This window comes from Flavobacterium sp., from assembly GCF_034111225.1.
In the GTDB taxonomy this organism is placed as follows: Bacteria; Bacteroidota; Bacteroidia; order Flavobacteriales; family Flavobacteriaceae; genus Flavobacterium.
Genome location: NZ_JAWUXR010000012.1, coordinates 43,951 through 69,408, shown reverse-complemented (window position 1 = coordinate 69,408; position 25,458 = coordinate 43,951). Strand labels below are relative to the sequence as shown.

23 protein-coding genes are annotated in these 25,458 nt (G+C 30.1%); 9 read left to right on the top strand and 14 right to left on the bottom strand.

Annotation, left to right across the window (positions count from 1 at the left end; all coding sequences use genetic code 11):
- Window positions 1-47: 47 nt before the first annotated feature.
- Window positions 48-740, bottom strand: coding sequence for an SIMPL domain-containing protein (locus UXY25_RS08545; RefSeq protein WP_320815587.1), 693 nt, complete (start codon window positions 738-740; stop codon window positions 48-50).
- A gap of 45 nt (window positions 741-785) precedes the next feature.
- Window positions 786-1,427: a rhomboid family intramembrane serine protease gene (locus UXY25_RS08540; protein WP_320815586.1), complete on the bottom strand. Its 642-nt coding sequence runs from the start codon at window positions 1,425-1,427 to the stop codon at window positions 786-788.
- Between the two features lie 83 nt (window positions 1,428-1,510).
- Between UXY25_RS08540 and UXY25_RS08535 the strand changes: the two genes are divergently transcribed.
- Window positions 1,511-2,386 carry a lysophospholipid acyltransferase family protein gene (locus UXY25_RS08535; protein WP_320815585.1) on the top strand — a complete coding sequence of 292 codons (876 nt, stop codon included), beginning with the start codon at window positions 1,511-1,513 and terminating at the stop codon, window positions 2,384-2,386.
- 33 nt (window positions 2,387-2,419) lie between these two features.
- Here UXY25_RS08535 and UXY25_RS08530 read toward each other — a convergent pair whose 3' ends face one another.
- Window positions 2,420-3,907, bottom strand: coding sequence for an aminotransferase class V-fold PLP-dependent enzyme (locus UXY25_RS08530; RefSeq protein ID WP_320815584.1), 1,488 nt, complete (start codon window positions 3,905-3,907; stop codon window positions 2,420-2,422).
- Between the two features lie 96 nt (window positions 3,908-4,003).
- On the opposite strand from UXY25_RS08530, the gene UXY25_RS08525 reads away from it, so the two are divergent.
- Complete coding sequence (locus tag UXY25_RS08525) at window positions 4,004-5,569, top strand: protein adenylyltransferase SelO (protein WP_320815583.1); 1,566 nt, start codon at window positions 4,004-4,006, stop codon at window positions 5,567-5,569.
- A gap of 97 nt (window positions 5,570-5,666) precedes the next feature.
- Window positions 5,667-6,047 carry a hypothetical protein gene (locus UXY25_RS08520; protein ID WP_320815582.1) on the top strand — a complete coding sequence of 127 codons (381 nt, stop codon included), beginning with the start codon at window positions 5,667-5,669 and terminating at the stop codon, window positions 6,045-6,047.
- A gap of 221 nt (window positions 6,048-6,268) precedes the next feature.
- Here UXY25_RS08520 and UXY25_RS08515 read toward each other — a convergent pair whose 3' ends face one another.
- The 4 genes from UXY25_RS08515 to glmM all read right to left on the bottom strand — a co-directional run bounded on the left by UXY25_RS08515 (window position 6,269) and on the right by glmM (window position 9,773).
- A complete protein-coding gene (locus tag UXY25_RS08515) occupies window positions 6,269-6,922 on the bottom strand; it encodes a Yip1 family protein (protein WP_320815581.1) in 654 nt (217 codons plus the stop codon).
- A 197-nt stretch (window positions 6,923-7,119) separates the two neighbouring features.
- Window positions 7,120-7,650 carry an STM3941 family protein gene (locus UXY25_RS08510; protein ID WP_320815580.1) on the bottom strand — a complete coding sequence of 177 codons (531 nt, stop codon included), beginning with the start codon at window positions 7,648-7,650 and terminating at the stop codon, window positions 7,120-7,122.
- Window positions 7,651-7,849: 199 nt separating this feature from the next.
- Window positions 7,850-8,356: a hypothetical protein gene (locus UXY25_RS08505; protein ID WP_320815579.1), complete on the bottom strand. Its 507-nt coding sequence runs from the start codon at window positions 8,354-8,356 to the stop codon at window positions 7,850-7,852.
- A 25-nt stretch (window positions 8,357-8,381) separates the two neighbouring features.
- Window positions 8,382-9,773: a phosphoglucosamine mutase gene (glmM, locus tag UXY25_RS08500; RefSeq protein ID WP_320815578.1), complete on the bottom strand. Its 1,392-nt coding sequence runs from the start codon at window positions 9,771-9,773 to the stop codon at window positions 8,382-8,384.
- A gap of 92 nt (window positions 9,774-9,865) precedes the next feature.
- Here glmM and UXY25_RS08495 point away from each other — a divergent pair, with 92 nt between their 5' ends.
- From UXY25_RS08495 to UXY25_RS08480, 4 genes are read left to right on the top strand one after another with little or no spacing between them, the layout of a single operon-like run.
- On the top strand, window positions 9,866-10,450 hold the full coding sequence (locus UXY25_RS08495; protein ID WP_320815577.1) for an ACP phosphodiesterase: 585 nt from the start codon (window positions 9,866-9,868) through the stop codon (window positions 10,448-10,450).
- A 49-nt stretch (window positions 10,451-10,499) separates the two neighbouring features.
- Window positions 10,500-12,317, top strand: a complete 1,818-nt coding sequence (locus tag UXY25_RS08490) for a chloride channel protein (RefSeq protein WP_320815576.1) — start codon at window positions 10,500-10,502, stop codon at window positions 12,315-12,317.
- A gap of 58 nt (window positions 12,318-12,375) precedes the next feature.
- Window positions 12,376-15,207 (top strand): excinuclease ABC subunit UvrA, encoded by a 2,832-nt coding sequence (gene uvrA / locus UXY25_RS08485; protein WP_320815575.1) that lies wholly within the window; start codon window positions 12,376-12,378, stop codon window positions 15,205-15,207.
- Window positions 15,208-15,240: 33 nt separating this feature from the next.
- Complete coding sequence (locus UXY25_RS08480; RefSeq protein ID WP_320815574.1) at window positions 15,241-15,966, top strand: TIGR00730 family Rossman fold protein; 726 nt, start codon at window positions 15,241-15,243, stop codon at window positions 15,964-15,966.
- A 41-nt stretch (window positions 15,967-16,007) separates the two neighbouring features.
- On the opposite strand, the gene UXY25_RS08475 is transcribed toward UXY25_RS08480, so the two are convergent.
- The gene (locus tag UXY25_RS08475) at window positions 16,008-17,231 is read right to left on the bottom strand and encodes a cation:proton antiporter (protein WP_320815573.1); all 1,224 of its coding nucleotides are present in this window, start codon (window positions 17,229-17,231) and stop codon (window positions 16,008-16,010) included.
- A gap of 89 nt (window positions 17,232-17,320) precedes the next feature.
- Here UXY25_RS08475 and UXY25_RS08470 point away from each other — a divergent pair, with 89 nt between their 5' ends.
- The gene (locus tag UXY25_RS08470; RefSeq protein WP_320815572.1) at window positions 17,321-18,517 is read left to right on the top strand and encodes an LETM1-related biofilm-associated protein; all 1,197 of its coding nucleotides are present in this window, start codon (window positions 17,321-17,323) and stop codon (window positions 18,515-18,517) included.
- On the opposite strand, the gene can is transcribed toward UXY25_RS08470, so the two are convergent.
- The 6 genes from can to UXY25_RS08440 all read right to left on the bottom strand — a co-directional run bounded on the left by can (window position 18,514) and on the right by UXY25_RS08440 (window position 24,397).
- Window positions 18,514-19,149, bottom strand: coding sequence for a carbonate dehydratase (gene can, locus UXY25_RS08465; RefSeq protein WP_320815571.1), 636 nt, complete (start codon window positions 19,147-19,149; stop codon window positions 18,514-18,516). The genes UXY25_RS08470 and can overlap by 4 nt on opposite strands.
- Before the next feature lie 21 nt (window positions 19,150-19,170).
- The gene (locus tag UXY25_RS08460) at window positions 19,171-21,036 is read right to left on the bottom strand and encodes a SulP family inorganic anion transporter (RefSeq protein ID WP_320815779.1); all 1,866 of its coding nucleotides are present in this window, start codon (window positions 21,034-21,036) and stop codon (window positions 19,171-19,173) included.
- 290 nt (window positions 21,037-21,326) lie between these two features.
- Window positions 21,327-21,701 (bottom strand): carbonic anhydrase, encoded by a 375-nt coding sequence (locus UXY25_RS08455; RefSeq protein WP_320815570.1) that lies wholly within the window; start codon window positions 21,699-21,701, stop codon window positions 21,327-21,329.
- Window positions 21,702-21,886: 185 nt separating this feature from the next.
- Window positions 21,887-23,479, bottom strand: coding sequence for a SulP family inorganic anion transporter (locus UXY25_RS08450; protein ID WP_320815569.1), 1,593 nt, complete (start codon window positions 23,477-23,479; stop codon window positions 21,887-21,889).
- A 60-nt stretch (window positions 23,480-23,539) separates the two neighbouring features.
- The gene (locus tag UXY25_RS08445; protein ID WP_320815568.1) at window positions 23,540-23,827 is read right to left on the bottom strand and encodes a hypothetical protein; all 288 of its coding nucleotides are present in this window, start codon (window positions 23,825-23,827) and stop codon (window positions 23,540-23,542) included.
- Between the two features lie 99 nt (window positions 23,828-23,926).
- On the bottom strand, window positions 23,927-24,397 hold the full coding sequence (locus tag UXY25_RS08440; protein ID WP_320815778.1) for a Dps family protein: 471 nt from the start codon (window positions 24,395-24,397) through the stop codon (window positions 23,927-23,929).
- Between the two features lie 100 nt (window positions 24,398-24,497).
- Between UXY25_RS08440 and UXY25_RS08435 the strand changes: the two genes are divergently transcribed.
- Window positions 24,498-25,427: a LysR substrate-binding domain-containing protein gene (locus tag UXY25_RS08435; protein WP_320815567.1), complete on the top strand. Its 930-nt coding sequence runs from the start codon at window positions 24,498-24,500 to the stop codon at window positions 25,425-25,427.
- Window positions 25,428-25,458: the final 31 nt, after the last annotated feature.

Genomic DNA, 25,458 nt, shown 5'->3' with positions numbered 1-25,458 from the left:
AAACCACTCAAAAGAGTGGTTTTTTTTATAGATTATATTTTTGTTATTTATTCTAATATAAATGTTACTGAAACTGTAGAGATTATTTCAATTTCACCAACTGCTAATGTTTCTCTTGGCAAATCATCGCTTTCCATTGCCATAGTTTTCATCATACCACCATACATTGGTTGTGGATAATGTGTTTGAGAATTATCTGAAATCAACAATGCCTTTCCTACTTTTTGCCCATCTAAAACTGAGACATAATCATTTGCCTTAGCTTTTGCGTCTATAAGAGCATTCTTTCTAGCTTGTTTTTCAAACTCTTTAATTTTTGAAGATTTAAATTCTACACCTTGGATTCTATTAATTCCTGTATCTACAAGTTCTAACATTAGTTCATCGTATTTTGATAAATCTTTTAAATGAATTGAAATAGTTTGATTGGCTACATAATTCTTCTTCTTTGAACTATAATCATAATTTTGAGTCAGACTCATTCTTTGAGTTTGAAAATCGCTACTTAAAATTCCTTTTTTCTTAATAAGCTTTAAAACTTTATCAGCAATTACATCATTCTGATTTTTTGCTTCCTTGACTTCTTTTGCAATCGTTTCAACTGAAACAGATATTAAAGCTTCATCTGGAACTACTTTTATTTTTCCTTCACCAATCACACTTATTTGAGGAACTTGCTTTACTTCTTGAGCAAAAACTGAACTTGAAACCATAATTAACAACAAGATTACTTTTTTCATAATTAAATATTTTTTAAAATTACTTTTTCAAATCACGTGCCAACTTTATAATTTATTAGTTTTATGTAAATAGAACAATACAATTATTGGAATAGTTAATAAAACAACCATTTTCGTGTTAGTTTCTATTAAACTAGGTTCTTTTATTAAAGTAAATAAATAACCACCTATTGCGCCTCCAAAATGTGCAGTATGACCAATATTATCATTCTTAGCTTTCATTCCATAAATTGAATACAATAAATAACCAATCCCAAAAATATAACCCGGAATAGGAATAGGAATAAAAAATAAATACAAATCCATTTCAGGAAAAAGCAAAATAGAACTGTATATTATTCCCATAACTGCCCCTGAAGCTCCTACTGCTCTGTAATGATAATCATTTTTATGAAAATACATGGTAAGTAAACTTCCGGCTGAAAGACTTATAAAATAAACGTATAAAAAATTTAAATTCCCAAAAGTGTCTAATACAATTGGTGCGAAAAAATATAGGGTTAACATATTAAAGGCTAAATGCATTAAATCTCCATGCAAAAAGGCAGAGGTCAACATTCTTATTTGCTCACCAGAACGTATACTTCCAACATGAAACTCATATTTTCTAAAAAACTCTAAATCATTAAACCCTTTTAAACTTACAACAGCATTAATACCTATAAGTACCATTAAAAATATATCCATGTATTAAATTATTTATGTAAATTTAAAAATACTTACTTATTATCCTTTATAAATCTTAAACTATATTTGTAAAAAAATAATTCATGCAGTTACTGTTTTATATTTTAATCTATCCAATTCTTTGGTTGATTTCAATTTTACCCTTTCCTTTATTATATGTTTTTTCAGACATTGTATGCTTTTTGGTCTATAATATTATTGGGTATAGAAAAAAAGTGGTTAGAGAGAATTTAAAACTTGCATTAACTCACCTTTCTGAAAAAGAGCAGAGAATTGTTGAGAAGAAGTTTTACAGCCATATGTGTGATATGTTTTTAGAAATGATAAAAACTATGACTATTTCTAAAGCTGAAATTCAAAAGAGATACAAGTTTACAAATATGGATTTGTATCTAGATATGGAAAAAAAGAATAAAAGTATAGCTCTATTATGTGCACATTATGCAAGTTATGAATGGGCCGTTTCAATGGATTATTATATTAATTTTACGGGTTATGGAATTTACAAAAAAATTGCCAATAAGTATTTTGACAAATTAGTTCACACGATTCGCTCTAGATTTAAAGCAGTTTTAATTACTACAAAAGAAACAGTTTCAACAATTGAAAATTGTACTAAAACGGGAGAACTTGGAGTTTATGGTTTTGCGAGTGACCAATCACCAAAATCACATAAAGGTTCACATTGGGGAACTTTTATGGGTATTGAAACACCTATTCATGTTGGAGCAGAAGTATTGGCTAAACGATTAGATATGAATGTTATTTTCCTTAAAACGAAAAAAGTAAAAAGAGGATATTATGAAGCAACTTTTGAATTATTGGTAGACAACCCAAAAGAATGTCCAAACTATGAAATATCAGAATTATTCATGAAAAAAGTAGAACAACAAATTCTTGAAGCTCCTGAATACTACTTATGGACGCACAAACGTTGGAAACATAAAAAACAAGCATAAAAAAAGGCTCTGAATTTCAGAGCCTTTTTTATTTTATACAGAAAACCAATTGGCTACCATTTCTTTTTCTTTAAAAGCAGCCTTATGATGATTAAATTCATTAGACTTTGGATTGTAAACATATTCTTTAGCCCATTCTAAATGATTAGCAGCTAATTCTTTAATACTATTACAAACGTACGTTATTTCTTGAGTCGTTGTGGTAGGGTGAATTGACATTCTAATCCAACCCGGTTTTTTCATTAAATCTCCCGAAGATATTTGGCAAACCAAATCGTTAGACATTTCTTGATCTACATGCAAAAGGAAGTGTCCGTAAGTTCCTGCGCAACTGCATCCTCCTCGCGTTTGAATTCCAAATTTATCATTAAGAATTTTTACACCTAAATTAAAGTGTAAATCAGTTATGTAAAATGAAAACACTCCTAACCTATTTTCATGTTGTGGTGCTAAAATATTAATGTTTTCTAAACTTCCTAACTCAGAAAAAACATATTCTATAAGCTCATGCTCTCTATCCAAAATATTTTGAATTCCCATTTTCTCTTTCAACTGAATAGCCAAAGCAATTTTTATCACTTGTAGAAACCCAGGTGTTCCTCCATCTTCTCTATCTTCAATATTGTCAATATATTTATGTTCACCCCAAGGATTAGTCCAACTTACAGTTCCACCACCAGGACAATCGGGAACATTGTTTTTATATAAGTTTTTATTAAATACTAAAACACCAGATGTTCCAGGTCCACCTAAAAACTTGTGTGGTGAAAAGAAAATAGCATCTAAATAACTTTCTGGATCTTCTGGATGCATGTCTATTTCTACATACGGCCCAGAGCAAGCAAAGTCAACGAAACAAACACCATTATTTTGGTGCATAATTTTAGCTACTTCGTGATAAGGCGTTTTAATTCCTGTAACATTTGAACATGAAGTGATAGAAGCAATTTTAAAACTTCTATCTTTATATTGCTCTAATAATTTTTTAAAATTCTCCAAACAAAAAAGACCTTCATCATTTGCAGGAACCACAACTACATCTGCAATTGTTTCCAACCAAGAAGTTTGATTAGAATGATGCTCCATGTGCGAAATGAATACAATAGGCTTAATAACATCTGGAATAGTAGTGTATTCTTTTAATGTTTCAGAAACTCTTAAACCTAAAATACGTTGAAATTTATTTACAACACCTGTCATTCCAGTTCCATCAGTAATTAGAACATCATTATCGTTTGCATTAATATGGTGTTTAATAATATGTCTTGCTTTATGATAAGCCATTGTCATAGCCGTACCAGAAACCGTAGTTTCAGTATGTGTATTGGCAACAAAAGGGCCAAATTGATTCATCATTTTTTCCTCAATAGGACGATACAATCTTCCGCTAGCAGTCCAATCCGTATACACCATTTTTTGAATACCAAAAGGAGTTTCAAAATTTTGGTCCACACCAATTATGTTCTTTCTGAATTCATCAAAATAAAGTTCTAACTGAGTTTTTTCTGTTGTTGCAATCATTTGGGAAAATATTTGACTCCAAAGATAAGAATTTTAGATTACTTGAAATTTTAGATGCCTATTTTAATTCGTAACTTTGAAAAATACAATTATAGCATGAAATTAAACATTCAAAATATCTTTATAAATGAATTACCTGCCGATGAGAATTTAGAAAATTCAATTCGTCAAGTAGATAATGCTTGTTTTTCATTTGTTGATCCTACAAAAACAAAAGCTCCAAAAATTATTCATGTTGTTACTAATGTTGCCAATGAAATTGGGTTAACCGAAAATGACATTCAATCGGATGATTTTTTAAATGTATTTACTGGAAATAATATTTACCCAAACACAAAACCTTTTGCTATGGCTTACGCCGGGCATCAATTTGGAAATTGGGCAGGACAGTTAGGCGACGGAAGAGCAATTTCTCTTTTTGAAGTAGAACATGAATCAAAATCATGGATGTTGCAATTAAAAGGCGCTGGTAAAACGCCTTATTCACGCCGTGGCGATGGATTAGCCGTTTTACGTTCATCGATTAGAGAACATCTATGCAGCGAAGCCATGTTTCATTTGGGTGTTCCTACTACTCGATCGCTTTCTTTAGCTTTAACTGGTGATGAAGTTTTACGCGATGTGCTTTATAATGGAAATGTAGCTTATGAAAAAGGAGCTGTTGTGTGTAGAATGGCGCCAAGTTTTATTCGTTTTGGTAATTTTGAATTGTTTGCTGCTAAAAATGATGTGAAAAACCTTCAAATTTTAGCCGATTATACCATTAAACATCATTTTCCAGAAATTAAAACAGAAGGAAAAGAAAAATACATTGCTTTTTTTAAAACGATAACCGATTCTACAAAAGAAATGATTTTGCATTGGCAACGTGTTGGTTTTGTACACGGCGTTATGAATACCGATAACATGTCGGTTCATGGAATTACAATAGATTATGGACCTTATGGTTGGTTAGAAGATTTTAACCCAAATTGGACGCCTAATACTACCGATGCCGAAAACAAACGATATCGATTTGGGAACCAACCTAATATTGCGCTTTGGAATTTACTGCAATTGGCTAATGCATTGTATCCGTTGATTGAAGATGTAAAACCTTTGGAAACCATTTTAGAAGGTTATTCTAATGAATTTCAAGATGATTTTTATAAAATGATGAGCACTAAGTTAGGCTTTGAAAACCTGAAAGAAAATGACGCATCTATTATTGACCAACTACTGGCTGTTTTACAAGAAACCGAAACCGATATGACTATTTTTTATCGCAACTTAAGTACGATTTCGAAAACCGATTCACCTGAAAAAGGGTTAGAAAAAATACAAGATGCTTTTTATACCATTGCCGAAGTAAAAGAACGAGTGGAAGAAACTTGGTTGTATTGGTTTACCCAATATATAAATCGTTTGCAAGAAGAAGAAATATCAGATAGTGAACGAAAAGGAAAAATGAATTTGGTGAATCCAAAGTATGTATTGCGTAATTACATGGCACAATTGGCTATTGATGCAGCTGATAAAAAAGATTACAGCTTAATTGACGAATTATATACTTTATTACAAAAACCTTACGATGAACAACCTGAAATGGAAAAATGGTTTATTAAAAGACCCGATTGGGCTAGAGTAAAAATTGGTTGTTCGATGCTGAGTTGTAGTTCGTAAACGATTTTATAAATAGTTTAAAAAGCAATAAAGTTTTATTAAAAAACTTTTGGCATACTAATTGAATTATTATATTTACAATAATAAATTCACAATTATGGAAACAAATAAAATGAAGATTTCAGCATTTTGGTCAATAATAGTTTTAACTCTATTATTCCTTATCCCCCAAGATGTGTTTTCACAAGGACCACCACCATGGGCACCAGCGCATGGATACAGAGCCAAAACAAAACACATTTACTTTCCTGATCAAAATTTTTATTATGACGTGGAAAGAAAGTCTTATTTACATCTAAGCAATGGAAAATGGACAATTTCTACTAAATTACCAAGTATCTATTCAAAAATCAATTTAGGAAAGTCAACTCAAATTCAATTAGAAATTGGCGGACACACTCCTTATATTTACAATAAAGAACATATTGTAAAATATAAAAAACCAAAGAAACATAAAGGTCATAAACATAAGCATTAAAAAAAAAAAGCAGATTCTTAAGAATCTGCTTTTTTTTATAACGTGTTGCCGCTTGTGGCAGTTGCGTAAATTTATAACAAAAGATTACAAGTACAAAACTCCTTATGGAATTTTCGGAGACCCGAGCACTACGTGCGAACTGACGAAGTAAAATTCGGAAGCATGCCCTTGCCTAAGCCATTACTTTTAACTGCTGTTAGCAGTAGTGGTTTTGCCTTCCATTAAAATGCTTTTAATAGTAATACAATGATTAAAATTGGCACTAAGAATACCAAAACAGGCAGCAGCAAATTTAGTATTGACTTTCCAATTGAAAGTTTTTGAACTTCAGAAATTCCAATAACACAAAATATCAAAGTACATATTCCAAGAACTACTTCTAAAAACATAGAACCATAAACAAAAATATTAGAAATCAAGCCAGCACTAGTTATATCTCCATCTTCTTTAAATATCTCTACTCCGTAAATTCCAATTTGTGGAATTAAAAAAACAAGAGCAATTATTGAGGGTATCATTCCATAAGAAAATATTCTTAAAATTGAAGAAGTTTCACCTTGTCCTTTCATCCATTTCCCTGTCCAACTCACTAATGCCGCATATATATAAAATGAAATCCAACCTAATAGTCCACCAAGAATTATACTAAGTCCAATAATTGCCCATATAGACATATTGTCTCCCATATTTTTCATCGAGGCTCTGTCAAATGCTCTTGAAATTCCAGATAAAACTAATAATATCGTAACATACTTATCATAATTGTTGTCGTTAATATATTTAAAAACTTGTCTTGGAGAAGTCCACATTTTTATAAATAAGTCCTTATCCTTCAAGTTTGAACTTTCATTGTTGTTCTCTAAAGCATCTTCCATATTTTGTTATTATTTGTTTGAATGTGTAGTCTTAACATTACTGCCAACGTGTTGCCGCTTGTGGCAGTTGCGTAAATTTATAACAAAAGATTACAAGTACAAAACTCCTCGTGGAATTTTCGGAGACCCGAGCGAAGCGAACAGACGAAGTGAAATTCCGAACACAAACCATACCTAGCAATTGCTATAAACGGCTTTTAGGCCTTGTATTTATCCAAATTTTCGTTTAATGTTTTCATAAGTTCAGAGTAATTCATTTGCATTGAGTTTGCTGAAAGATTAAAAGGAGAACCATAATTATTTACGTTGAACTTCATCATTTTTTTTCTGAATCCATTTTCTTCTTTTTCAATCCAATAATCTGAATTATTTACGTCAATTATTATAATTTTTGCGCTTTGGATTTTTATCTCAGAAAATCCGTTAATGTTTTTCCATTCTATTCGTGCAGATAATGATTTTTTTGGATTAACATTAAGTCCAATTTTGTCAATTATAAGAATTAATTGATTTTGTATTAATTGTCTAATTGAAACATATATTCCTAATCCAAAAAATAGAACACAAGCTATTCCAATTCCTTTAGTGAAAAGCGGATTTCTTGCTCTATATCCCGTAAAATTTTCAGCATTCATGAACATATAAATTCCTCCTACAACAAAAATAAGTGAAGCAATTAGTAATAAAAGTGATTTTTTCTTACTTGAATAAATTTCTATTTTTTCCATTTTCTAAATTTCTGTTTTTCAATTTGAGGTCTTTCAACTTTTCGTTTCAAGAATATAACACCAACGGTCTCGTATAACCGTCAGTTACGGGTTAGTATGCGTTAATTTTCGGTTTAGAACTGACGTTAGCAATTCCGAGTGGATTCGGACGTAGTCGAATCCGCCGTAATTGCGGTTATACATTGTTGTAAAACGTTTTTTAGTCAATCAGCTTTTGTTTTTTCGGTTTTATTATGATGTCATCGTGCAAGTTTGGGAAATACTTAAGCATTGTTTCTTTATCTTTTCCAGAGGTATCGATAAAAGTCCAGTTCTGTCCATTGTCATTTGATATTCCAATTAAAGTATATTCAGATTCTATTTTTCCACGAGGTGTTTTCATTACAATTACTTGAGTCAAAGAGCATTGTAATTCATTATTTTTTTTTAAGAATTCAGAAGGTTTTTTGTAATTCAAGTCAATTATTGAAAAACCATCATTTTTTATTTTGTCCATACTTTGCCTTGTAACTTTAGCCATATTAGATTTTCCACCCATCATTTCAATAACTCTTGGGTAAGTGTAATCAGCTATTTTTTCATAATTTCCATTAAGCATAATATTTTTCATCTCTCCAAGTTGAGAATTTAAATTTTCGTTTTCAGTTTGAGCAAATGCAAGTGAAGAAGTAATTGTCAGAATTAGAATCCAAATTTTCTTATTCATAAAGTTTGTTTTAAATGTTTTACAACTAATTTATACCCGCTATTACCTTAATTTCATTTACAAAACGTTCCGCTAAAACATCTGCTTCTTGTTGGGTTGGCGCTTCTGTATAAATACGAATAATTGGTTCAGTGTTTGATTTACGTAAATGCACCCATTCTGTAGGGAAATCAATTTTTACGCCGTCAATCGTCGTAATATCTTCGTTTCCGTATTTCTCCGTCATAGCTTTTAAAATTGCATCCACATCAATTTGAGGCGTTAATTCAATTTTGTTTTTACTCATGAAATATTGTGGATAACTTGCTCTTAATTCGGCAACTGTCATGTCTAAACTAGCCAAATGTGTTAAAAACAAAGCAACACCAACCAAACTATCTCTACCGTAATGACTCTCTGGATAAATAATTCCGCCGTTTCCTTCACCACCAATAATAGCATTGGTTTCTTTCATTAAGGTAACCACGTTTACTTCTCCAACAGCACTGGCTTGGTATTTTCCACCGTGTTTTTCTGTAATATCACGTAAAGCACGAGAAGATGACATATTAGAAACGGTATTACCTGGCGTTTTGCTCAACACATAATCGGCACAAGCTACTAACGTATATTCTTCTCCAAACATTTCACCATCGTTAGAAATAAAAGCCAATCTATCAACATCTGGATCGACAACGATTCCAAAATCGGCCTTTTCTTCTAAAACTAGTTTACAAATGTCTCCTAAATGTTCTTTTAATGGTTCTGGATTGTGTGGGAAATGTCCGTTTGGTGTACAATATAATTCTACAACCTCAACGCCCATTTGTTCCAATAACTTAGGAATAATAATTCCTCCCGAAGAATTTACACCATCTACGACTACTTTGAACTTACGTTTCTTTACTGCTTCTGCATCTACTAATGGTAAATCCAAAACCTCATCGATATGAATGTCCATGTAAGCATTGTTCTCCGTAACTTCTCCAAGAGAATCTACATCTGAAAAATCAAATGCTTCTGCTTCTGCAATTTTTAAAATTTTAGCACCATCATCACCATTTAAAAATTCACCTTTAGCATTTAATAATTTCAATGCATTCCATTGTTTTGGATTGTGAGAAGCTGTAAGTATAATGCCTCCATCTGCTTTTTCTAATGGAACCGCAATTTCAACAGTTGGCGTTGTAGATAATCCTAAGTCAATAACATTAATACCAAGTCCAACTAAAGTATTTTGCACTAAATTGTGAATCATTGGTCCTGAAATACGTGCATCTCTTCCAATTACTACAGTTAGTTTTTCTTTATTAGAATTTTGTTTTAAGAAAGTTCCATAAGCCGAAGCAAACTTCACTGCATCAACCGGTGTAAGGTTATCTCCTACTTTTCCACCTATTGTTCCTCTTATTCCTGATATTGATTTTATTAACGTCATTCGAATTATGAATTATGAGTTATTAATTTTAAATTGCAAACAAATATACTAATTGACCTTTTAAAATTCTGGTCAAACACAAAAAAATATTTATGAACTTCCTAGCTCATATTTTTCTTTCCGGTGATGATGAATTACTAAAAATTGGAAATTTCATGGCTGATGGTATTCGTGGAAATGATTATTTAGATTATCCAGATAAAATTCAAAAAGGAGTTGTTTTACACAGAGCAATTGACACTTTTACTGACGCTCATCCTATTTGGAGACAAAGTAAACATCGATTACATGAACGATACGGACATTATTCAGGCGTGATAATGGATATTTTATACGATCATTTTTTGGCCAAGAATTGGAATCAATATTCTGAAGAAGATTTAGAAAATTATGTCGCTCGTTTTTATCAATCATTAAAAGACAATTATAATATTTTAAGTCCAAAGACCAAAAATTTAATGCCTTATATGATTGAAAACAACTGGCTTGTTAGTTATGCTTCTATAGCCGGAATAGAACAAATTCTTTTCCAAATGGATTATAGAACTAAACATAGGGTAAATATGCAAAATGCAGTTCAAGAATTACAAGAGTTTTACACAGAATTTGAAGAAGAATTTACTTTATTTTTTAAAGATTTAATTAAAATGGTTGAAGATTTTAATGCTAATGATTAGCATAGCTTTTAATTAAAAAGTAAATTCGCAAGAATCAAATTTCATTCCAATGGCAGAAAAAAAAGCTAGCCCTTTTTTTCGATTTATTACTAAAGTTTTTAAACGTTTAGAGCGCTTTGTTTTTGCATTAAAAACCATGCTAACACCAAGGCAATTTATTTATTTATCTTGTGTATTAGTTGGAGTTTCTTCTGCTTTAGCTGTAATCTTCTTAAAAACATTTGCGCATTGGGTTTATACATCAGCACAATATTTAGACGGTTACCTTCATTTACCTTACAGTAATAGTTTATTACCAGTAATTGGAATTGTTTTAACGGTTTTTGTAGTATCAAAATTTTTAGATGGAAGTATACAAAAAGGAACTTCACACATCATGTATGCCGTTGCTAAAAACGGAGGAATTCTTCCTAAAAAACAACTCTATTCTCAAATAATCACGAGTTCACTTACTGTTGGTCTTGGAGGAAGTGCTGGTTTAGAATCACCTATTACCATTACTGGTGCAGCATTTGGAAGTAATTATGCTCAAAATTACCGACTCAATTATAAAGACCGAAGTCTGTTATTAGCCTGTGGAGTTTCTTCTGGTATTGCAGCTGCGTTTAATGCTCCTATTGCTGGGGTACTGTTTGCGATTGAAGTTGTTTTAGCCGAGATAAGTATAACTGCTTTTATTCCTATTATGATTAGTGCAGCAACTGGTGCTTTAATTTCTACTATACTATTAAATGAAGACATATTACTTTCCTTTAAAAATGTAAAAGAATTTGATTATCATAATATTCATTTTTATGTAGTTTTAGGCCTACTTTCTGGTTTAGTTTCTATTTACTATGCGAGAACGTTTAGAAAATTAGAAAACTTTTTTGATAAAAGTAAGTTAGGCACTTATCGAAAAGCACTACTTGGAGCAAGTTTATTGGCTGGTTTAATCTTTCTATTTCCAACATTGTTTGGTGAAGGATATCTTAGTATTAAAACAATAGCAAATAATCATCCTGAGAAAATATTAGACAACACCTTACTTGCAAATTTTAAAGACTCTAAATGGATTTTATTATTGTTTGTAGGAATTACAATGCTTGTAAAAGTTTTTGCAACCGGATTAACAATAGGCTCAGGTGGAAATGGAGGAAACTTCGCTCCATCATTATTTGTAGGTTCTTATCTAGGTTTTGTTTTAGCTTATTTTGTAAACTTAACTGGACTTTCAAAACTTCCGGTTACAAATTTTACTTTAGTAGGAATGGCAGGAATTTTAAGTGGATTATTCCATGCCCCATTAACTGCTATTTTTCTTATCGCAGAAATTACAAGTGGTTATGAGCTAATGGTACCATTAATGATAGTTTCATCGGTAAGTTATGCTATTTCAAAACGCTTTGAGCCTTATTCTTTTGACATTAAACACTTAGCTGATAAAGGAGAAGTTTTTACCAATAATAAAGATAAAAACATCTTAACTACTTTAGACCTTTCTAAATTGGTACAAAGAAACTTTAAATCGATTTCTAATTCAGAGAACTTAGAAGAATTAGTTGAAGTCATTAAAACTACTGACGAAGTAATTTTCCCTGTCCTTAATGACAAAAATGAATTAGAAGGAATTATTTATTTGGATAATATTCGCAGTTATATTTTTACTCCTTTTAAAATTAAATACACTACCATTTCTGAAATAATGGAACAACCAAAAGAAATTGTTTTTTACGACGAAACTATGGAAACAGTTATGATTAAATTTGAAAAAAGTAATATTACTCATCTTCCAGTACTTCAAAAAGGAAAACTAATTGGAATTGTTTCTAAACAATTTGTTTTAGAAAAATACCGTGAAAAATTAAAGGAAATGATTATTGAATAAGCTTATTTGATTAGTATTAGAAAATCAAAAATAGTATCTTTGTGTTTTTGCAAAAACTATGTTAAACACAGACGATACAATTGATATTATTGGCGCTCGCGTTCATAATTTAAAAAATATAGACATTTCCATTCCAAGAGAAAAACTAGTTGTTATAACTGGTTTATCAGGTTCTGGAAAATCTTCATTGGCATTTGACACTATATATGCAGAAGGTCAACGTCGCTATATAGAAACTTTTTCTTCTTATGCGCGTCAATTTCTAGGAGGTTTAGAACGCCCAGATGTGGATAAAATAGATGGTCTTTCACCTGTTATTGCAATAGAGCAAAAAACTACAAGTAAAAGTCCCCGCTCAACAGTAGGAACCATTACCGAAATTTACGATTTCTTGCGTTTATTATATGCTAGAGCTGGAGAAGCTTTTAGTTATAATACAGGCGAAAAAATGGTCTCGTATTCAGATGAGCAAATCAAAGAGTTAATTCTTGAAAACTTTGATGGAAAAAGAATCAATATTTTAGCACCAGTGGTTCGTTCTAGAAAAGGACATTATCGTGAATTGTTTGAACAAATTGCAAAACAAGGTTTTCTTAAAGTTCGTGTAGATGGAACTATTCGCGATTTAGAATTCGGAATGAAAGTAGATCGTTACAAAATACATGATATTGAGATTGTAATTGACAGAATGGAAATTGACACTTCTGAAGATACAGACAAACGTTTAAACGAAAGTATTAAAACTGCGATGTATCATGGCGAAGATGTAATGATGATTATTGAACAAGAATCACAAGAAACACGTTTTTTTAGTAGGAATTTAATGTGTCCTACTTCTGGAATTTCATATCCAAATCCTGAACCTAATAATTTTTCATTCAACTCTCCAAAAGGAGCTTGTAATCATTGTAATGGTCTAGGAAGCGTAAACGAAATCAACTTACAAAAAATTATTCCAAACGGAAAATTATCTATAAAAAATGGTGGTTTTGCTCCATTAGGAGAAACAAAAAACACTTGGATTTTTAAACAATTAGAAATTATTGCTCAAAAATATGAGTTCAAATTAACTGATGCAATTGAAACAATTCCTCAAGAAGCGATGAATATCATCTTGTATGGTGGAAACGAAAAGTTTTCTGTTGTTTCAAAAGTAATGGGGATAACAAAAGATTATAAAATTGATTTTGAAGGAATTTCTCACTTCATTAAAAATCAATATGATGAAAGTGGTTCTGCCTCTATTAAAAGATGGGCAAAAGAATTCATGGACGAATATACGTGTAGCGAATGTAACGGTTCTCGATTACGAAAAGAAGCTTTATATTTTAAACTAGATGATAAAAACATAGGTGATTTAGCACACATGGATATTTCTGAATTATCTAAATTATTTAAAAGGTTACCCAAATCACTTTCTGCAAAACAAAATGCAATTGCAGTTGAAGTTATTAAAGAAATTGAAACGCGCTTGCAGTTTTTACTAGATGTTGGGTTAGATTATTTATCACTTCACAGAAGTTCAAAATCACTTTCTGGAGGAGAAGCTCAACGTATTCGTTTAGCGACTCAAATTGGATCTCAATTAGTTGGTGTTCTATACATATTAGATGAACCGAGTATTGGTTTACACCAAAGAGATAATGAACGATTAATAAAATCATTAGAAAACTTACGTGATATAGGAAATTCTGTTATTGTTGTAGAACACGACAAAGAGATGATTGAAAGTGCCGATCACGTTATAGATATTGGTCCAAAAGCAGGTCGTTTTGGCGGGCAAATAATTAGTGAGGGTACGCCTAAAGAAATGTTACTTGGTGATACTATTACTGCGCAATACTTGAACGGTAAAATGAAAATTGAAGTTCCAACAGAGCGTAGAGTTGGAAACGGAAAAACATTAAAGCTCTTTGGAGCAAGTGGTAATAATCTTAAAAATGTAACAGTTGAGTTTCCGCTTGGTCAACTTATTTGTGTTACAGGAGTTTCAGGTAGTGGAAAATCTACTTTAATTAATGAAACTCTCTACCCTATTTTAAATACACATTTTTTCAATGCTGTTAAAAAACCTCAAGCGTATAAAAAAATTGAAGGTTTAGAACATATTGATAAGGTGATTGCTATTGACCAAAGTCCAATTGGTAGAACTCCACGTAGTAATCCTGCAACATATACCGACGTATTTTCAGAGATACGAAAATTATACACAATGACACCAGAAGCGATGATTCGTGGCTATAAACCAGGTCGTTTTAGCTTTAATGTAAAAGGTGGTCGTTGTGAAACTTGTGAAGGTTCTGGAGTACGAACTATTGAGATGAGTTTCTTACCTGATGTTTATGTGGAATGTGAAAGTTGTCAAGGGAAACGTTTCAACAGAGAAACTTTAGAGATTAGATACAAAGGAAAATCAATATCTGATGTATTGAATATGACTATGGATGAAGGTGTGGAATTCTTTGTAAACATTCCTAAAATTCATCGTAAGCTAAAAACAATTCAAGATGTTGGGTTAGGCTACATTACTCTTGGTCAACAAAGCACAACGCTTTCTGGTGGAGAAGCACAACGTATTAAGTTAGCATCTGAACTTTCTAAAAAAGATACTGGTAATACTTTTTATATTTTAGACGAACCAACAACAGGTTTACACTTTGAAGACATTCGAGTATTAATGGATGTAATTAATGAACTTGTTGAAAGAGGAAATACTGTTTTAATTATTGAGCACAACTTAGATGTTGTAAAACTTGCCGATTATATTATTGATATTGGTTATGAAGGTGGAAAAGGCGGCGGACAACTAGTTGCAAAAGGAACCCCTGAAGAAATCATCAAAAATAAAAAAAGCTACACTGCACAATTTTTGAAAAAAGAACTATCTTAGCTGGCTTGTTTAATTTTAAAAAAAGAAAAGAATATGGCTTTAGAGCAATACGAAAACGACGATCACAGAATACAAGAAAAGTTTAAGCAAAAAACTTGGAACGAAATACGTTCAAACGATTCATGGGCAATTTTTAAAATCATGTCTGAATTTGTTAACGGTTATGAAGCAATGGGAAGAATAGGTCCTTGTGTTTCTATATTTGGTTCAGCAAGAACAAAGCCCGAAGACAAATACTATTTATTAGCTGAAAAAATTGCGTATAAAATTAGTAAAGGTGGTTATGGTGTAATTACTGGAGGTGGACCTGGTATAATGGAAGCGGGTAACAAAGGTGCTCATCATGGTGGTGGAATTTCAGTAGGTTTAAATATTGACTTACCTTTTGAGCAACATTTTAATCCTTATATTGATAGGGATAAGAACTTAAATTTTGATTACTTCTTCGTAAGAAAAGTAATGTTTGTAAAATACTCTCAAGGTTTTGTTGTTATGCCCGGTGGTTTTGGAACTCTAGATGAGTTGTTTGAAGCAATCACTTTAATTCAAACTAAGAAAATAGCAAAATTCCCAATAATCTTAGTTGGAACTAGTTTTTGGTCTGGATTAATTGATTGGGTAAAAACTACTTTAGTAGAAAAATATAAAACTGTTAGCCCAGGAGACTTAGATTTATTTGCAATTGTAGATAATGAAGATGAAGTTCTAGAAGCGCTAGATAATTTCTATAAGAAATTTAACTTATCTCCTAATTTCTAATATAAAAAAAGGCTCAATTAAATTGAGCCTTTTTTTATATATTATATCGGCACATCTAAATCTACCGAAAGAGTATCTTCCTTTTTCTTATCAACAACTTCCTTTTCCTGTTTATTAAACATTAATCCTACCATCATAAACAAGGCTGACAAGACAATTACTTGTATAATTAATGCTTTACTTACAAATGGAATCCTATTGACTTCAGGTATGCTTAAAAACAATAAAATTGTAATTAAACCCCTAGGTGCAATAAATAATAACGGCATTAACTTAACTTTAAACAAAGCTAATTGCATAGCTCTAATTAAATAAATCAAAACTATAATTCCTAAAGCTATTCCTAAAGTTTCTGGATTTAAAATATCTTCAGTTTTCATTAAAAAACCAAATAACAAGAAGAAAAGAGAACGTATTAAAAAAGCAGCTTCAATTATTAACTCTTTAAACTTTTGAACCTCTTTATCTAAAGCTTTAGGTTTTAATTTATGTATCCATTCATATTTATCTAATTCATCAAAGTTTTCCATAATCAAACCAAAAAACATAATAAAAATAAGAGCTGGTAAATGATAAACTTCTGAAACAGCAAAAATTAAAATTATCAGTAAGGCAATTGGAGCAAACTTTACATGATGATTTATTCTACTCAATAGAAATGCAAGAAATGCAGTTGCAACAAATGAGATTCCTATCATTATTAATATTTGCAATCCAAAATGCATAACTGAATTTAAATCAATTACAGCATTTAGAACAATAAAATTAAAAAACAAAACACCAATGATGTCTGACAAACTACTCTCATATATTGCAAATTCTTTATTAAATGAGTTCAAATGCCCTACACTTGATATTGCAATGGCACTACTTATAATACATAGTGGAATTGCATTTATTAGTCCATCTTTAAAGCTAACTTCTAAAATATAACTAAAAGCAAAAGCTATAATAAATGCGGTTATTATTAACGGAACAATTGCCGTTATAAATGTTTTACTAACAAAAGGAAGTTTTTCTTTATTTAATTTTAATTCTAACGAACCTTCTAATACAATAAGCACTAATCCAACTGAACCCAAAATTGGAAGTAGTGGATTCAAGTCCGGAATAACAATATGAAAAGCATCTGTAAGTTGTTTAGCAACCCATCCTAAAATAAGTAATAGTATTACAGAAGGTATCTTTGTTTTAGATGAAGAAATGGTAAATATATATGCTAAAAGCAATAAAGAGCAAATAGTAATTATAATAGCAAAATTCATATTATTTTTTTAGCAAGATAAAAATTGTTTTGGAAATTAAACAATTTAAGAAAAACTTTTTTCTAAATTTGACCTAACTTTCAAAACTCATGATAAACCCTTCAATTAATGGCTGGATAGAGAAATTTTTTGTCGAAAACGACTCAAATTTCATTGATTATTCAAACGATTATAATTCATTCTATTCAGAAATTAGAAAATCAGGTTTTATTTATGGTCATGTTGTTACTTTAAATTTAAAATCTACTATAGACCTTAAAGGTTTATCGCATGATGAAGTAACCAAAATTGCTTTACTTAATTCTATGTTTTCCATTTATAGAATTGTGAAGAAAAACACTAATAAAGAAGATTTTATAGAACAGATTAATCTTTTTTATAAAAAAATTCAGCATGAAAATTTCAATTTTCTTAATAAATTATTACCCTCTGGAAGTCAAATTTCAATTCTAGAAAGTAATTTAAATGATCGCGTTCAAACTAATAAGAATATTGTTAGCAAGAATTTTTCACACATTATAACAAATGCATTATTATTTATAGATGTTTTAGCATTTCATCATTACTTAGTAAAAGGCGATCTTACTACAAAATACTTAAAAGAATTTGAGTTGAGTTGTATTAAAATTGTGTCATTAGCGTTTTCAATTAAAAAAGAAAAGTCAAATTATGATGAGTTATTAGTAAAGCTTTTTGAAAACTCATTACGTTATACTAAATTTAAGAGTGTTGGAAATTTACAATTAGAAGCAATTTCATTGGAAAAATACAGTTTTGAAATTGAGAAATTATATTTATTAGATCTTGCTCAAATGGCACTTTGGAGTGATGAATTATTAGAAATAGATGAAAATATTTTTTTAAATAAATTAGCTCATAAACTTACAGTTCCAGAAAACAACCTTGTTGAAAGTACAACAGTAATTAATACTTTTATCAAAGAATATAAAAAAGAAATTCCGTTTTTTAATTATTCAAATCCTGTGAAGCATTTTTATGATCAAACAAACAATACGGTTACAAAACTAATTACCAGAAACAAAAAAAGACTTACAAAAGAAATAATAGAAAGTAAAGAATTGATGATTCTACTTGCGCAATCTACAACTAGAGAACTAGATTCTGATGAAAAAAAGAAAGTAAAAAAACAGCTATTAGACATCTGTAAATCGGTGCCATCTTTAACTATTTTTTTACTTCCTGGTGGAGGAATACTTTTACCTATTTTGATAAAATATATTCCTCAACTATTACCTTCTGCATTTAATGAAAATTTAGAAGATTAAAATTTTAACTTATATACATCATCTAAATCTTTATCACAACTAAAGTTTACACCTAAGTCTGTTACATAGCCAGAGTTTAAACCGTAAACCCATCCGTGTATACTTAATTCTTGTCCACTTTTCCATGCGTTTTGTACGATAGACGTTTTAGCTAAATCAAAAACTTGTTCTTTTACATTTAATTCAACAAATTTATTAAATCGCTCCTTTTCATCTGTAATAGCGTTTAACTCTTGATGATGAAAACGATAAACGTCTTTTATATGTCGTACCCAATTGTCAATTATACCAATAGAATCATTACCCATTGCAGCTTTTACTCCACCACAACCATAATGGCCACATACTATAACATGTTTTACTTTTAAAGCATTTACAGCATAATCAAGTACGCTTAACATATTCATGTCTGTATGAATAACCATATTAGCAATATTTCTGTGTACAAAAACTTCTCCTGGTTGTGCTCCAATTATTTCATTAGCTGGAACACGACTATCAGAACAACCTATCCATAGTAATGGTGGTTGTTGTCCTTCAGCTAAGTTATTAAAATATTCAGGGCTTATTTGAAGCTTATCTTCTACCCATTTTTTATTATTCTCTATAATTTTTTTATAAAAATCACTCATAATATTAATTTATTAAATTTATTATATAATATCTTTTACATTCGTTTTAACCCAATTTAAACAATCACTAAATGAATCAAAAATAAACTCTTCTTCTATTAAATCGGGGATTATATCAATTCGTTCCATCAAATATTTTGGTTGCTTTGGGATTCCTACTAAAAGTACAGTTTTATTGTTACTTTTTAAATCTATTAATACATCTTCAATTGCATATAACCCCGATTGATCTAAATAGTGCATTTTATCCATTCTAATTATTATACAAGACGCTGTGTCAGGTATTTGTTTAACTAAAGCCTGAAAATCATCCGTAGAACCAAAAAATAATGGACCATTTACGTGTTTTATGAATACCTCTTCTTTTAAATTTTCAGGAAAGATAAATTCATCATTCCAAATATCTTCCTGAATTAGAGGAATAATTTTTGAATTGGTGGTAGTTATATCTCCCATTTTCTTCATAAACATTAAAGATGCAAATACTAAACCAATACCAACTGCATACACTAAGTTCCAAAAAGTAGAAAGTAGCATTACAACTAACATAATAAGAACTTCAGAACTCAAATTAATTGGTCCTAACTTAATGTCTCTTGGTAAATTTGGAATTGCTTTTAATCCTTTATAATCCATTACTCCTATTCCAACTGTTATAAGAATACCTGCTAATACAGCTGCTGGGATTTTAGATGCTACATCTCCTAAAGCTAATAAAATGAATAATAACAAAACACCCGCTATCATCCCCGACAATCGTGTACGCGCTCCCGATTTAATATTTACAACGGTTCTTATAGTTGCTCCAGCTCCTGGAATACCACCAAACAAAGCAGCTATACTATTCCCGATACCTTGACCAATTAACTCTTGGTTTGGCTTGTGCTTCGTTTTTGTCATATTATCCGCAACAACACTCGTTAACAAAGAGTCAATTGCTCCTAACATAGCTAAAGTTATTGCAGTAAAAACATATGGTGAAATACTGGCAAGGCTAAATTTTGTGAAAATTTCAAAATTTGGAATTGGTAACCCAGATGGTATTTCTTCAATTGGTATATAATCAAAATTAAAAACTAAAGCAGCACTTGAAACTATCATCAAAGCAACCAAAGTACTTGGAACAGCAGTTGTGATTTTTTTGAAACCATAAATTATAATAATTGTCGATAATGCTAAAATGAGCTCTAACCAATTAATATTCTGTAAAGCTGTTGGCAAAATCTTAATAGTACCTAAAACTCCAGAAGCTTCAGTTGCTGCTAAAGTTTCAGATTCTTTTATAATTTCTTCTTGTGAAATATGTTGTGCTTTATCAATTGTAACCTTAAAATCTTCTAAAACCAATATACCTTCAGCAGCTTCTTCTTTTAAAATATTTACTAAAATAATTTCTTCAGCGTGAGGTTTAAATTGATTTACATAATCTAAATCTTTTTTAGGGTAATACCCAATTGCTGGTAATATTTGCGTAATTAAAATAATAACCCCAATTGCTGTCATAAATCCAGAAACAACAGGATACGGAATATATTTTATATACTTCCCAATTCCTAGAACACCTAAACAAATTTGAAAAATACCTGACAATAAAAACACCGTTAAGATATAAGGCAATGCTTTGGAGACATCTCCGTCATTTGTTGCAATAATTCCTGCAATAACAACCATACTTACGGCTGTCATAGGTGCAGTAGGTCCTGAAATTTGTGTGTTTGTTCCTCCAAAAAATGCACCAAAAAAACTTAAAAATATTGCTCCATAAAGTCCGGCACTAGGCCCTAAACCAGATGAAACTCCGAATGCTAATGCCAAAGGCAAAGCAACGATTCCAGCTGTAATTCCTCCAAAAGCATCTCCTTTTAGGTTGGTAAATAAACTTTTGATTTTAAACATAAATTAGCAATATTAATATTTAAGTATTTTTTTTAAAGATAAATGCATATTTAGTAATCACTCAAATTTAACACTAAAAAAGCCATTAATCAAGCTTTAATCAAGCTTTAATCAAGAATAATGGCTTCTAAAAAAATATTAATGTCTCAATTCAGCAACAGAAAAATTCGGATTTAAATCTTCTTTAATATACATTACATCGGTATAAAAGAAACTTTACCCGTTTCAATATCCTGCATTGCACCTACTATACCTATTTGACCGTTTTCTAACATTTACTCTTACACAAAACTACTCTCAATAATGTTTTTCACACTTCGCTTAACATTAATTTCAGAAACGTTTTCTACAAAAGTCTCGTTTTTAGCAGTTCTATCTAATTTAGTTTCACTCTCTTGATATACTGCAGGTTGTATTTCAGACAATAACTCTGTCAAATTACCCATTTCTACATGATAACAGGTCACTTTTACTGCACCACATTTACTATGTCTTAAAACTACTATGAGTATAGAACCAGCCACCTTACAAGCAAATTTCATACTACCTAGAACATCCGTGTTTACAATGTTTCCTGCAATTCTTACTGAGAAAACATCTCCTAAACCTTGATCGAAAATTAATTTTGTAGAAGTTCTACTATCAATACAACTCAAAATGGTTGCAAATGTCCATTGTCCATAACTTGTTTCGTTTCCTGCTGTAATAAATTTCTATCTGTTTTTAAATTATTAATAAATCGTTCGTTCCCTTTTTGTAATATTTCTAAAGCTTGTCTAGGTGAAATAAATACTTGTAATTCTTTATTTAAAAAAAAATTTAAACAAATCTATTTTGGTTACTATAATTCGTATTTTAATATTGTTTTTTTCAATTTAAAAAATTCAATAAAACTTGAAGGATTGTCTACAATACCTCTTTCTGATTTTAAGTGAATAAAAATATTTTTATTTTTTGCCTGAATAATAAAATCTTCTAAAATTTCAACAACATCATAATCTAAATATGTAGTTTTTCTAATGTCTAATTCTAAACGAGAGTTAGCAGGTATACTGAATAATTCCTTTTGAATAGCTGCTTTATTTAAAAACGAAATTTCTTCAGCAAAAGTCATTTCTATGACATTTGTATCCTGGCTTTCTTTTTTATGTAAAAAAACAGAATTTTGATAATTTTTAATCAAAACTACAGCAAAACCAATAGTTAATCCTGTAAAAATTCCATACAATAAATTAGTAAATACAATAACCAAAATAGTAGCCATAAAAGGCACGAATTGTATCCATCCCAAAGTAAACATTTTCTTAAACAATGATGGTTTTGCTAATTTAAATCCTACAACTATTAAAACAGACGCCAAAACAGATTTTGGGATGTGGTTTAACATAATTGGTATACTCATAACCGAAATTAATAATAAGAAACCGTGTAATATTGCAGACATTTTAGTTTTTGCATTAGACTGCACATTTGCAGAACTTCTTACAATTACTTGTGTAATAGGCAATCCACCTATTAAACCTGATGCTATATTTCCAATTCCTTGAGCAAACAATTCTCTATTAGTTGGTGTTATATTTTTTTCTGGATCTAATTTATCTGTGGCTTCTACACTTAAAAGCGTTTCTAAACTGGCTACTAATGCTAAAGTAAATGCAATAACCAATACTTCGGTTGAGAATATTTGACTAAAATCTGGAAAACTTAAAAAACTTTGAAAATCACTAAATTTTTCAGCTACAGGAACTTGTACCAAATGTTTTCCTTCAATCATTAAACTATCGTTATCGCTAAAAATTATTTGTAAAATAGTTCCAATAAAGACAGCCACTAATGAACCCTGAATAATTTTGAATATATTGTGCTTTTTAGACAAAATATTATCCCAAAACAGAATAATTATTAATCCCAATGCACCAATTATAATTGAGCCCAAAGTTAAATTATCAACAACATGTGCTATAGCGGAAAAAGTATTCTCTCCAGACTTTGCCCAAAAAAATCCGTCTGCTCCCTCTACTTCTAAATCATAACCAAATAAATGTGGTATTTGTTTTAAAATAATAATAATTCCTATTCCCGTTAGCATACCTTTAATTACACTATTAGGAAAATAATAACCAATAACACCCATTTTTAAAACTCCAAATAGTATTTGAATTACCCCAGATAAAACAACTGCGGATAAGAACAACTCAAAGCTTCCTAATGAACTAATTGCAGCAGCCACAATTGCAGCTAAACCTGCTGCAGGACCACTAACACCAATTTTTGATTTACTAATGAAACCAACTACAATTCCACCAATAATACCAGCTATTAAACCAGATAAAGGAGGAGCATCACTGGCTAGTGCAATTCCTAAGCATAAAGGAAGTGCAACGAAAAAAACAACAATACTCGCTGGAATATCGTTTCTTAAATGTTTAAACATAAATAGATTTTTGAATTATATAATATTTTTACACTTCTAGATAAAGAAGCAATTAAAAAATTATGTTAATTCAGGGGGAGGTAAAAAAATATTAGGTGTGATAGAATTTACTTTTCTATGGTTTAAAACTGAATATTTTACTCTTTGGAAACCTTCAAAATCAATAACAATAGGAATTGAATAAATAGATGGTATCGTTTTAATTTCATTAAAAGCATTATGGTTTTCTTCTTCACTCATATTAAAAAAGTAAGACGTATCAATATCCTTATCAATAGCAGACAAAATAGTTGGTGTTGCTAAAAACAGAATAAAAACCGCAATTACAATTTTACATAAAATTTTCATATGCCAAATATAAAATATATTTATAAGAGATGAAATAAATAATTACTAAATAAAACATAAAAAAAACCGACATGATTGTCGGTTTTTTTTATTTCTAAATTATTCCATCCATGCTTTTAGCATCCAAATGGTTTTTTCTTGCTCTGAAATAAAATTACTCATTATTGAGTTTGTTCCCTCATCATCAATTTTCCCAGAACCTATTAAAATTTCCCTTTCAATGATTAATAATTCACTTAATGAATGTAAAACAAGTTCTACTGCTTCTTCATCTTTAGAAATATTTTTTCCAACCTTTAATTTATTTTTTGAAATATAATCTTCAAAAGTATGCAATGGAATTCCACCTAAAGTAAGTATCCTTTCAGCAATTATGTCAATTTTCAATTGTGAGTCATTATAAAATTCTTCAAACTTAACATGTAAATCAAAAAAACGTTTTCCTTTAATATTCCAATGTAAACCTCTAAGATTTTGATAATATACTTGATAATTAGATAATAAAACATTTAACTCTTCAATTATTTCCTCTGTTTGTTTAATAGGCAATCCTAATGCATTCATCATAATAGTTTCATTTTTAATTATATACGAATTTACTTAAAAAAAACAACAAGTTTATATAAATCTAATTGATAGTTTTTATATTTTTATCAAAAAAACTTATACTATGACAATTACACAATTACATTATGTCTTAGCTGTAGCTGAATATAAAAATTTTACTTACGCTGCAGAGAAGTGTTTTGTTACACAACCTACTCTGAGTATGCAAATTCAAAAATTAGAAGATGAATTAGATATTCTAATTTTTGACAGAAGTAAAAAACCCATTCAATTAACAGAAATAGGTAGCAAAATTGTAAATCAAGCTAAAAACATAGTTAATGAAGCTGGAAGAATTAAAGACATTGTTGAACAACAAAAAGGATATATAGGTGGAGAATTTAAAGTAGGGATTATCCCAACAATCATGCCTACACTATTACCCATGTTTTTGAACACATTCATTACAAAATATCCAAAAGTAAATTTGATTATTGAAGAAAGTACTACAGAAGAAATTATTACAAAACTTAAAAACGGCCATTTAGATTGTGCTATTGCTGCAACACCTCTCGAAGAAGATAGCATTAAAGAAATTGTTTTGTATTATGAACCGTTTGTTGCTTATATTCCTAATTCAGAAGAGTTAAATAAACAGGAAATTGAAGTTTCTGATTTAGATTTAGACACTATTCTATTACTTCAAGACGGACATTGTTTTAGAAATAGTATTTTAAATTTATGTAAAAACAACTCTCATTTTAATCAAAATCATTTTCAAATAGAGAGCGGAAGTTTTGAAACTTTAATAAAATTAGCCGATGAAGGTTTAGGAATTACTTTACTCCCTTATTTACATACTTTAGACTTAAACGATAATAATAAAAGTAAACTTCGTAATTTTAAAAACCCAAAACCTGCAAGAGAAGTAAGTTTACTTTATCCAAAAAACGAATTAAAAATTCATATGATTGATGCTCTTAGAAACACCATTTCTGGGATTGTAAGAGGTGCAATTGCATTTAATGATGTAGAAATAATAAGTCCTAAATAAAAAAAGGTACGCATATAGCGTACCTTTTTTT

Bases quoted from the DNA above. Each gene is read 5' to 3' on its own strand.
- UXY25_RS08545 (WP_320815587.1), bottom strand. From the start codon at position 740: ATGAAAAAAGTAATCTTGTTGTTAATTATGGTTTCAAGTTCAGTTTTT.
- UXY25_RS08540 (WP_320815586.1), bottom strand. From the start codon at position 1,427: ATGGATATATTTTTAATGGTACTTATAGGTATTAATGCTGTTGTAAGT.
- UXY25_RS08535 (WP_320815585.1), top strand. From the start codon at position 1,511: ATGCAGTTACTGTTTTATATTTTAATCTATCCAATTCTTTGGTTGATT.
- UXY25_RS08530 (WP_320815584.1), bottom strand. From the start codon at position 3,907: ATGATTGCAACAACAGAAAAAACTCAGTTAGAACTTTATTTTGATGAA.
- UXY25_RS08525 (WP_320815583.1), top strand. From the start codon at position 4,004: ATGAAATTAAACATTCAAAATATCTTTATAAATGAATTACCTGCCGAT.
- UXY25_RS08520 (WP_320815582.1), top strand. From the start codon at position 5,667: ATGGAAACAAATAAAATGAAGATTTCAGCATTTTGGTCAATAATAGTT.
- UXY25_RS08515 (WP_320815581.1), bottom strand. From the start codon at position 6,922: ATGGAAGATGCTTTAGAGAACAACAATGAAAGTTCAAACTTGAAGGAT.
- UXY25_RS08510 (WP_320815580.1), bottom strand. From the start codon at position 7,650: ATGGAAAAAATAGAAATTTATTCAAGTAAGAAAAAATCACTTTTATTA.
- UXY25_RS08505 (WP_320815579.1), bottom strand. From the start codon at position 8,356: ATGAATAAGAAAATTTGGATTCTAATTCTGACAATTACTTCTTCACTT.
- glmM (WP_320815578.1), bottom strand. From the start codon at position 9,773: ATGACGTTAATAAAATCAATATCAGGAATAAGAGGAACAATAGGTGGA.
- UXY25_RS08495 (WP_320815577.1), top strand. From the start codon at position 9,866: ATGAACTTCCTAGCTCATATTTTTCTTTCCGGTGATGATGAATTACTA.
- UXY25_RS08490 (WP_320815576.1), top strand. From the start codon at position 10,500: ATGGCAGAAAAAAAAGCTAGCCCTTTTTTTCGATTTATTACTAAAGTT.
- uvrA (WP_320815575.1), top strand. From the start codon at position 12,376: ATGTTAAACACAGACGATACAATTGATATTATTGGCGCTCGCGTTCAT.
- UXY25_RS08480 (WP_320815574.1), top strand. From the start codon at position 15,241: ATGGCTTTAGAGCAATACGAAAACGACGATCACAGAATACAAGAAAAG.
- UXY25_RS08475 (WP_320815573.1), bottom strand. From the start codon at position 17,231: ATGAATTTTGCTATTATAATTACTATTTGCTCTTTATTGCTTTTAGCA.
- UXY25_RS08470 (WP_320815572.1), top strand. From the start codon at position 17,321: ATGATAAACCCTTCAATTAATGGCTGGATAGAGAAATTTTTTGTCGAA.
- can (WP_320815571.1), bottom strand. From the start codon at position 19,149: ATGAGTGATTTTTATAAAAAAATTATAGAGAATAATAAAAAATGGGTA.
- UXY25_RS08450 (WP_320815569.1), bottom strand. From the start codon at position 23,479: ATGTTTAAACATTTAAGAAACGATATTCCAGCGAGTATTGTTGTTTTT.
- UXY25_RS08445 (WP_320815568.1), bottom strand. From the start codon at position 23,827: ATGAAAATTTTATGTAAAATTGTAATTGCGGTTTTTATTCTGTTTTTA.
- UXY25_RS08435 (WP_320815567.1), top strand. From the start codon at position 24,498: ATGACAATTACACAATTACATTATGTCTTAGCTGTAGCTGAATATAAA.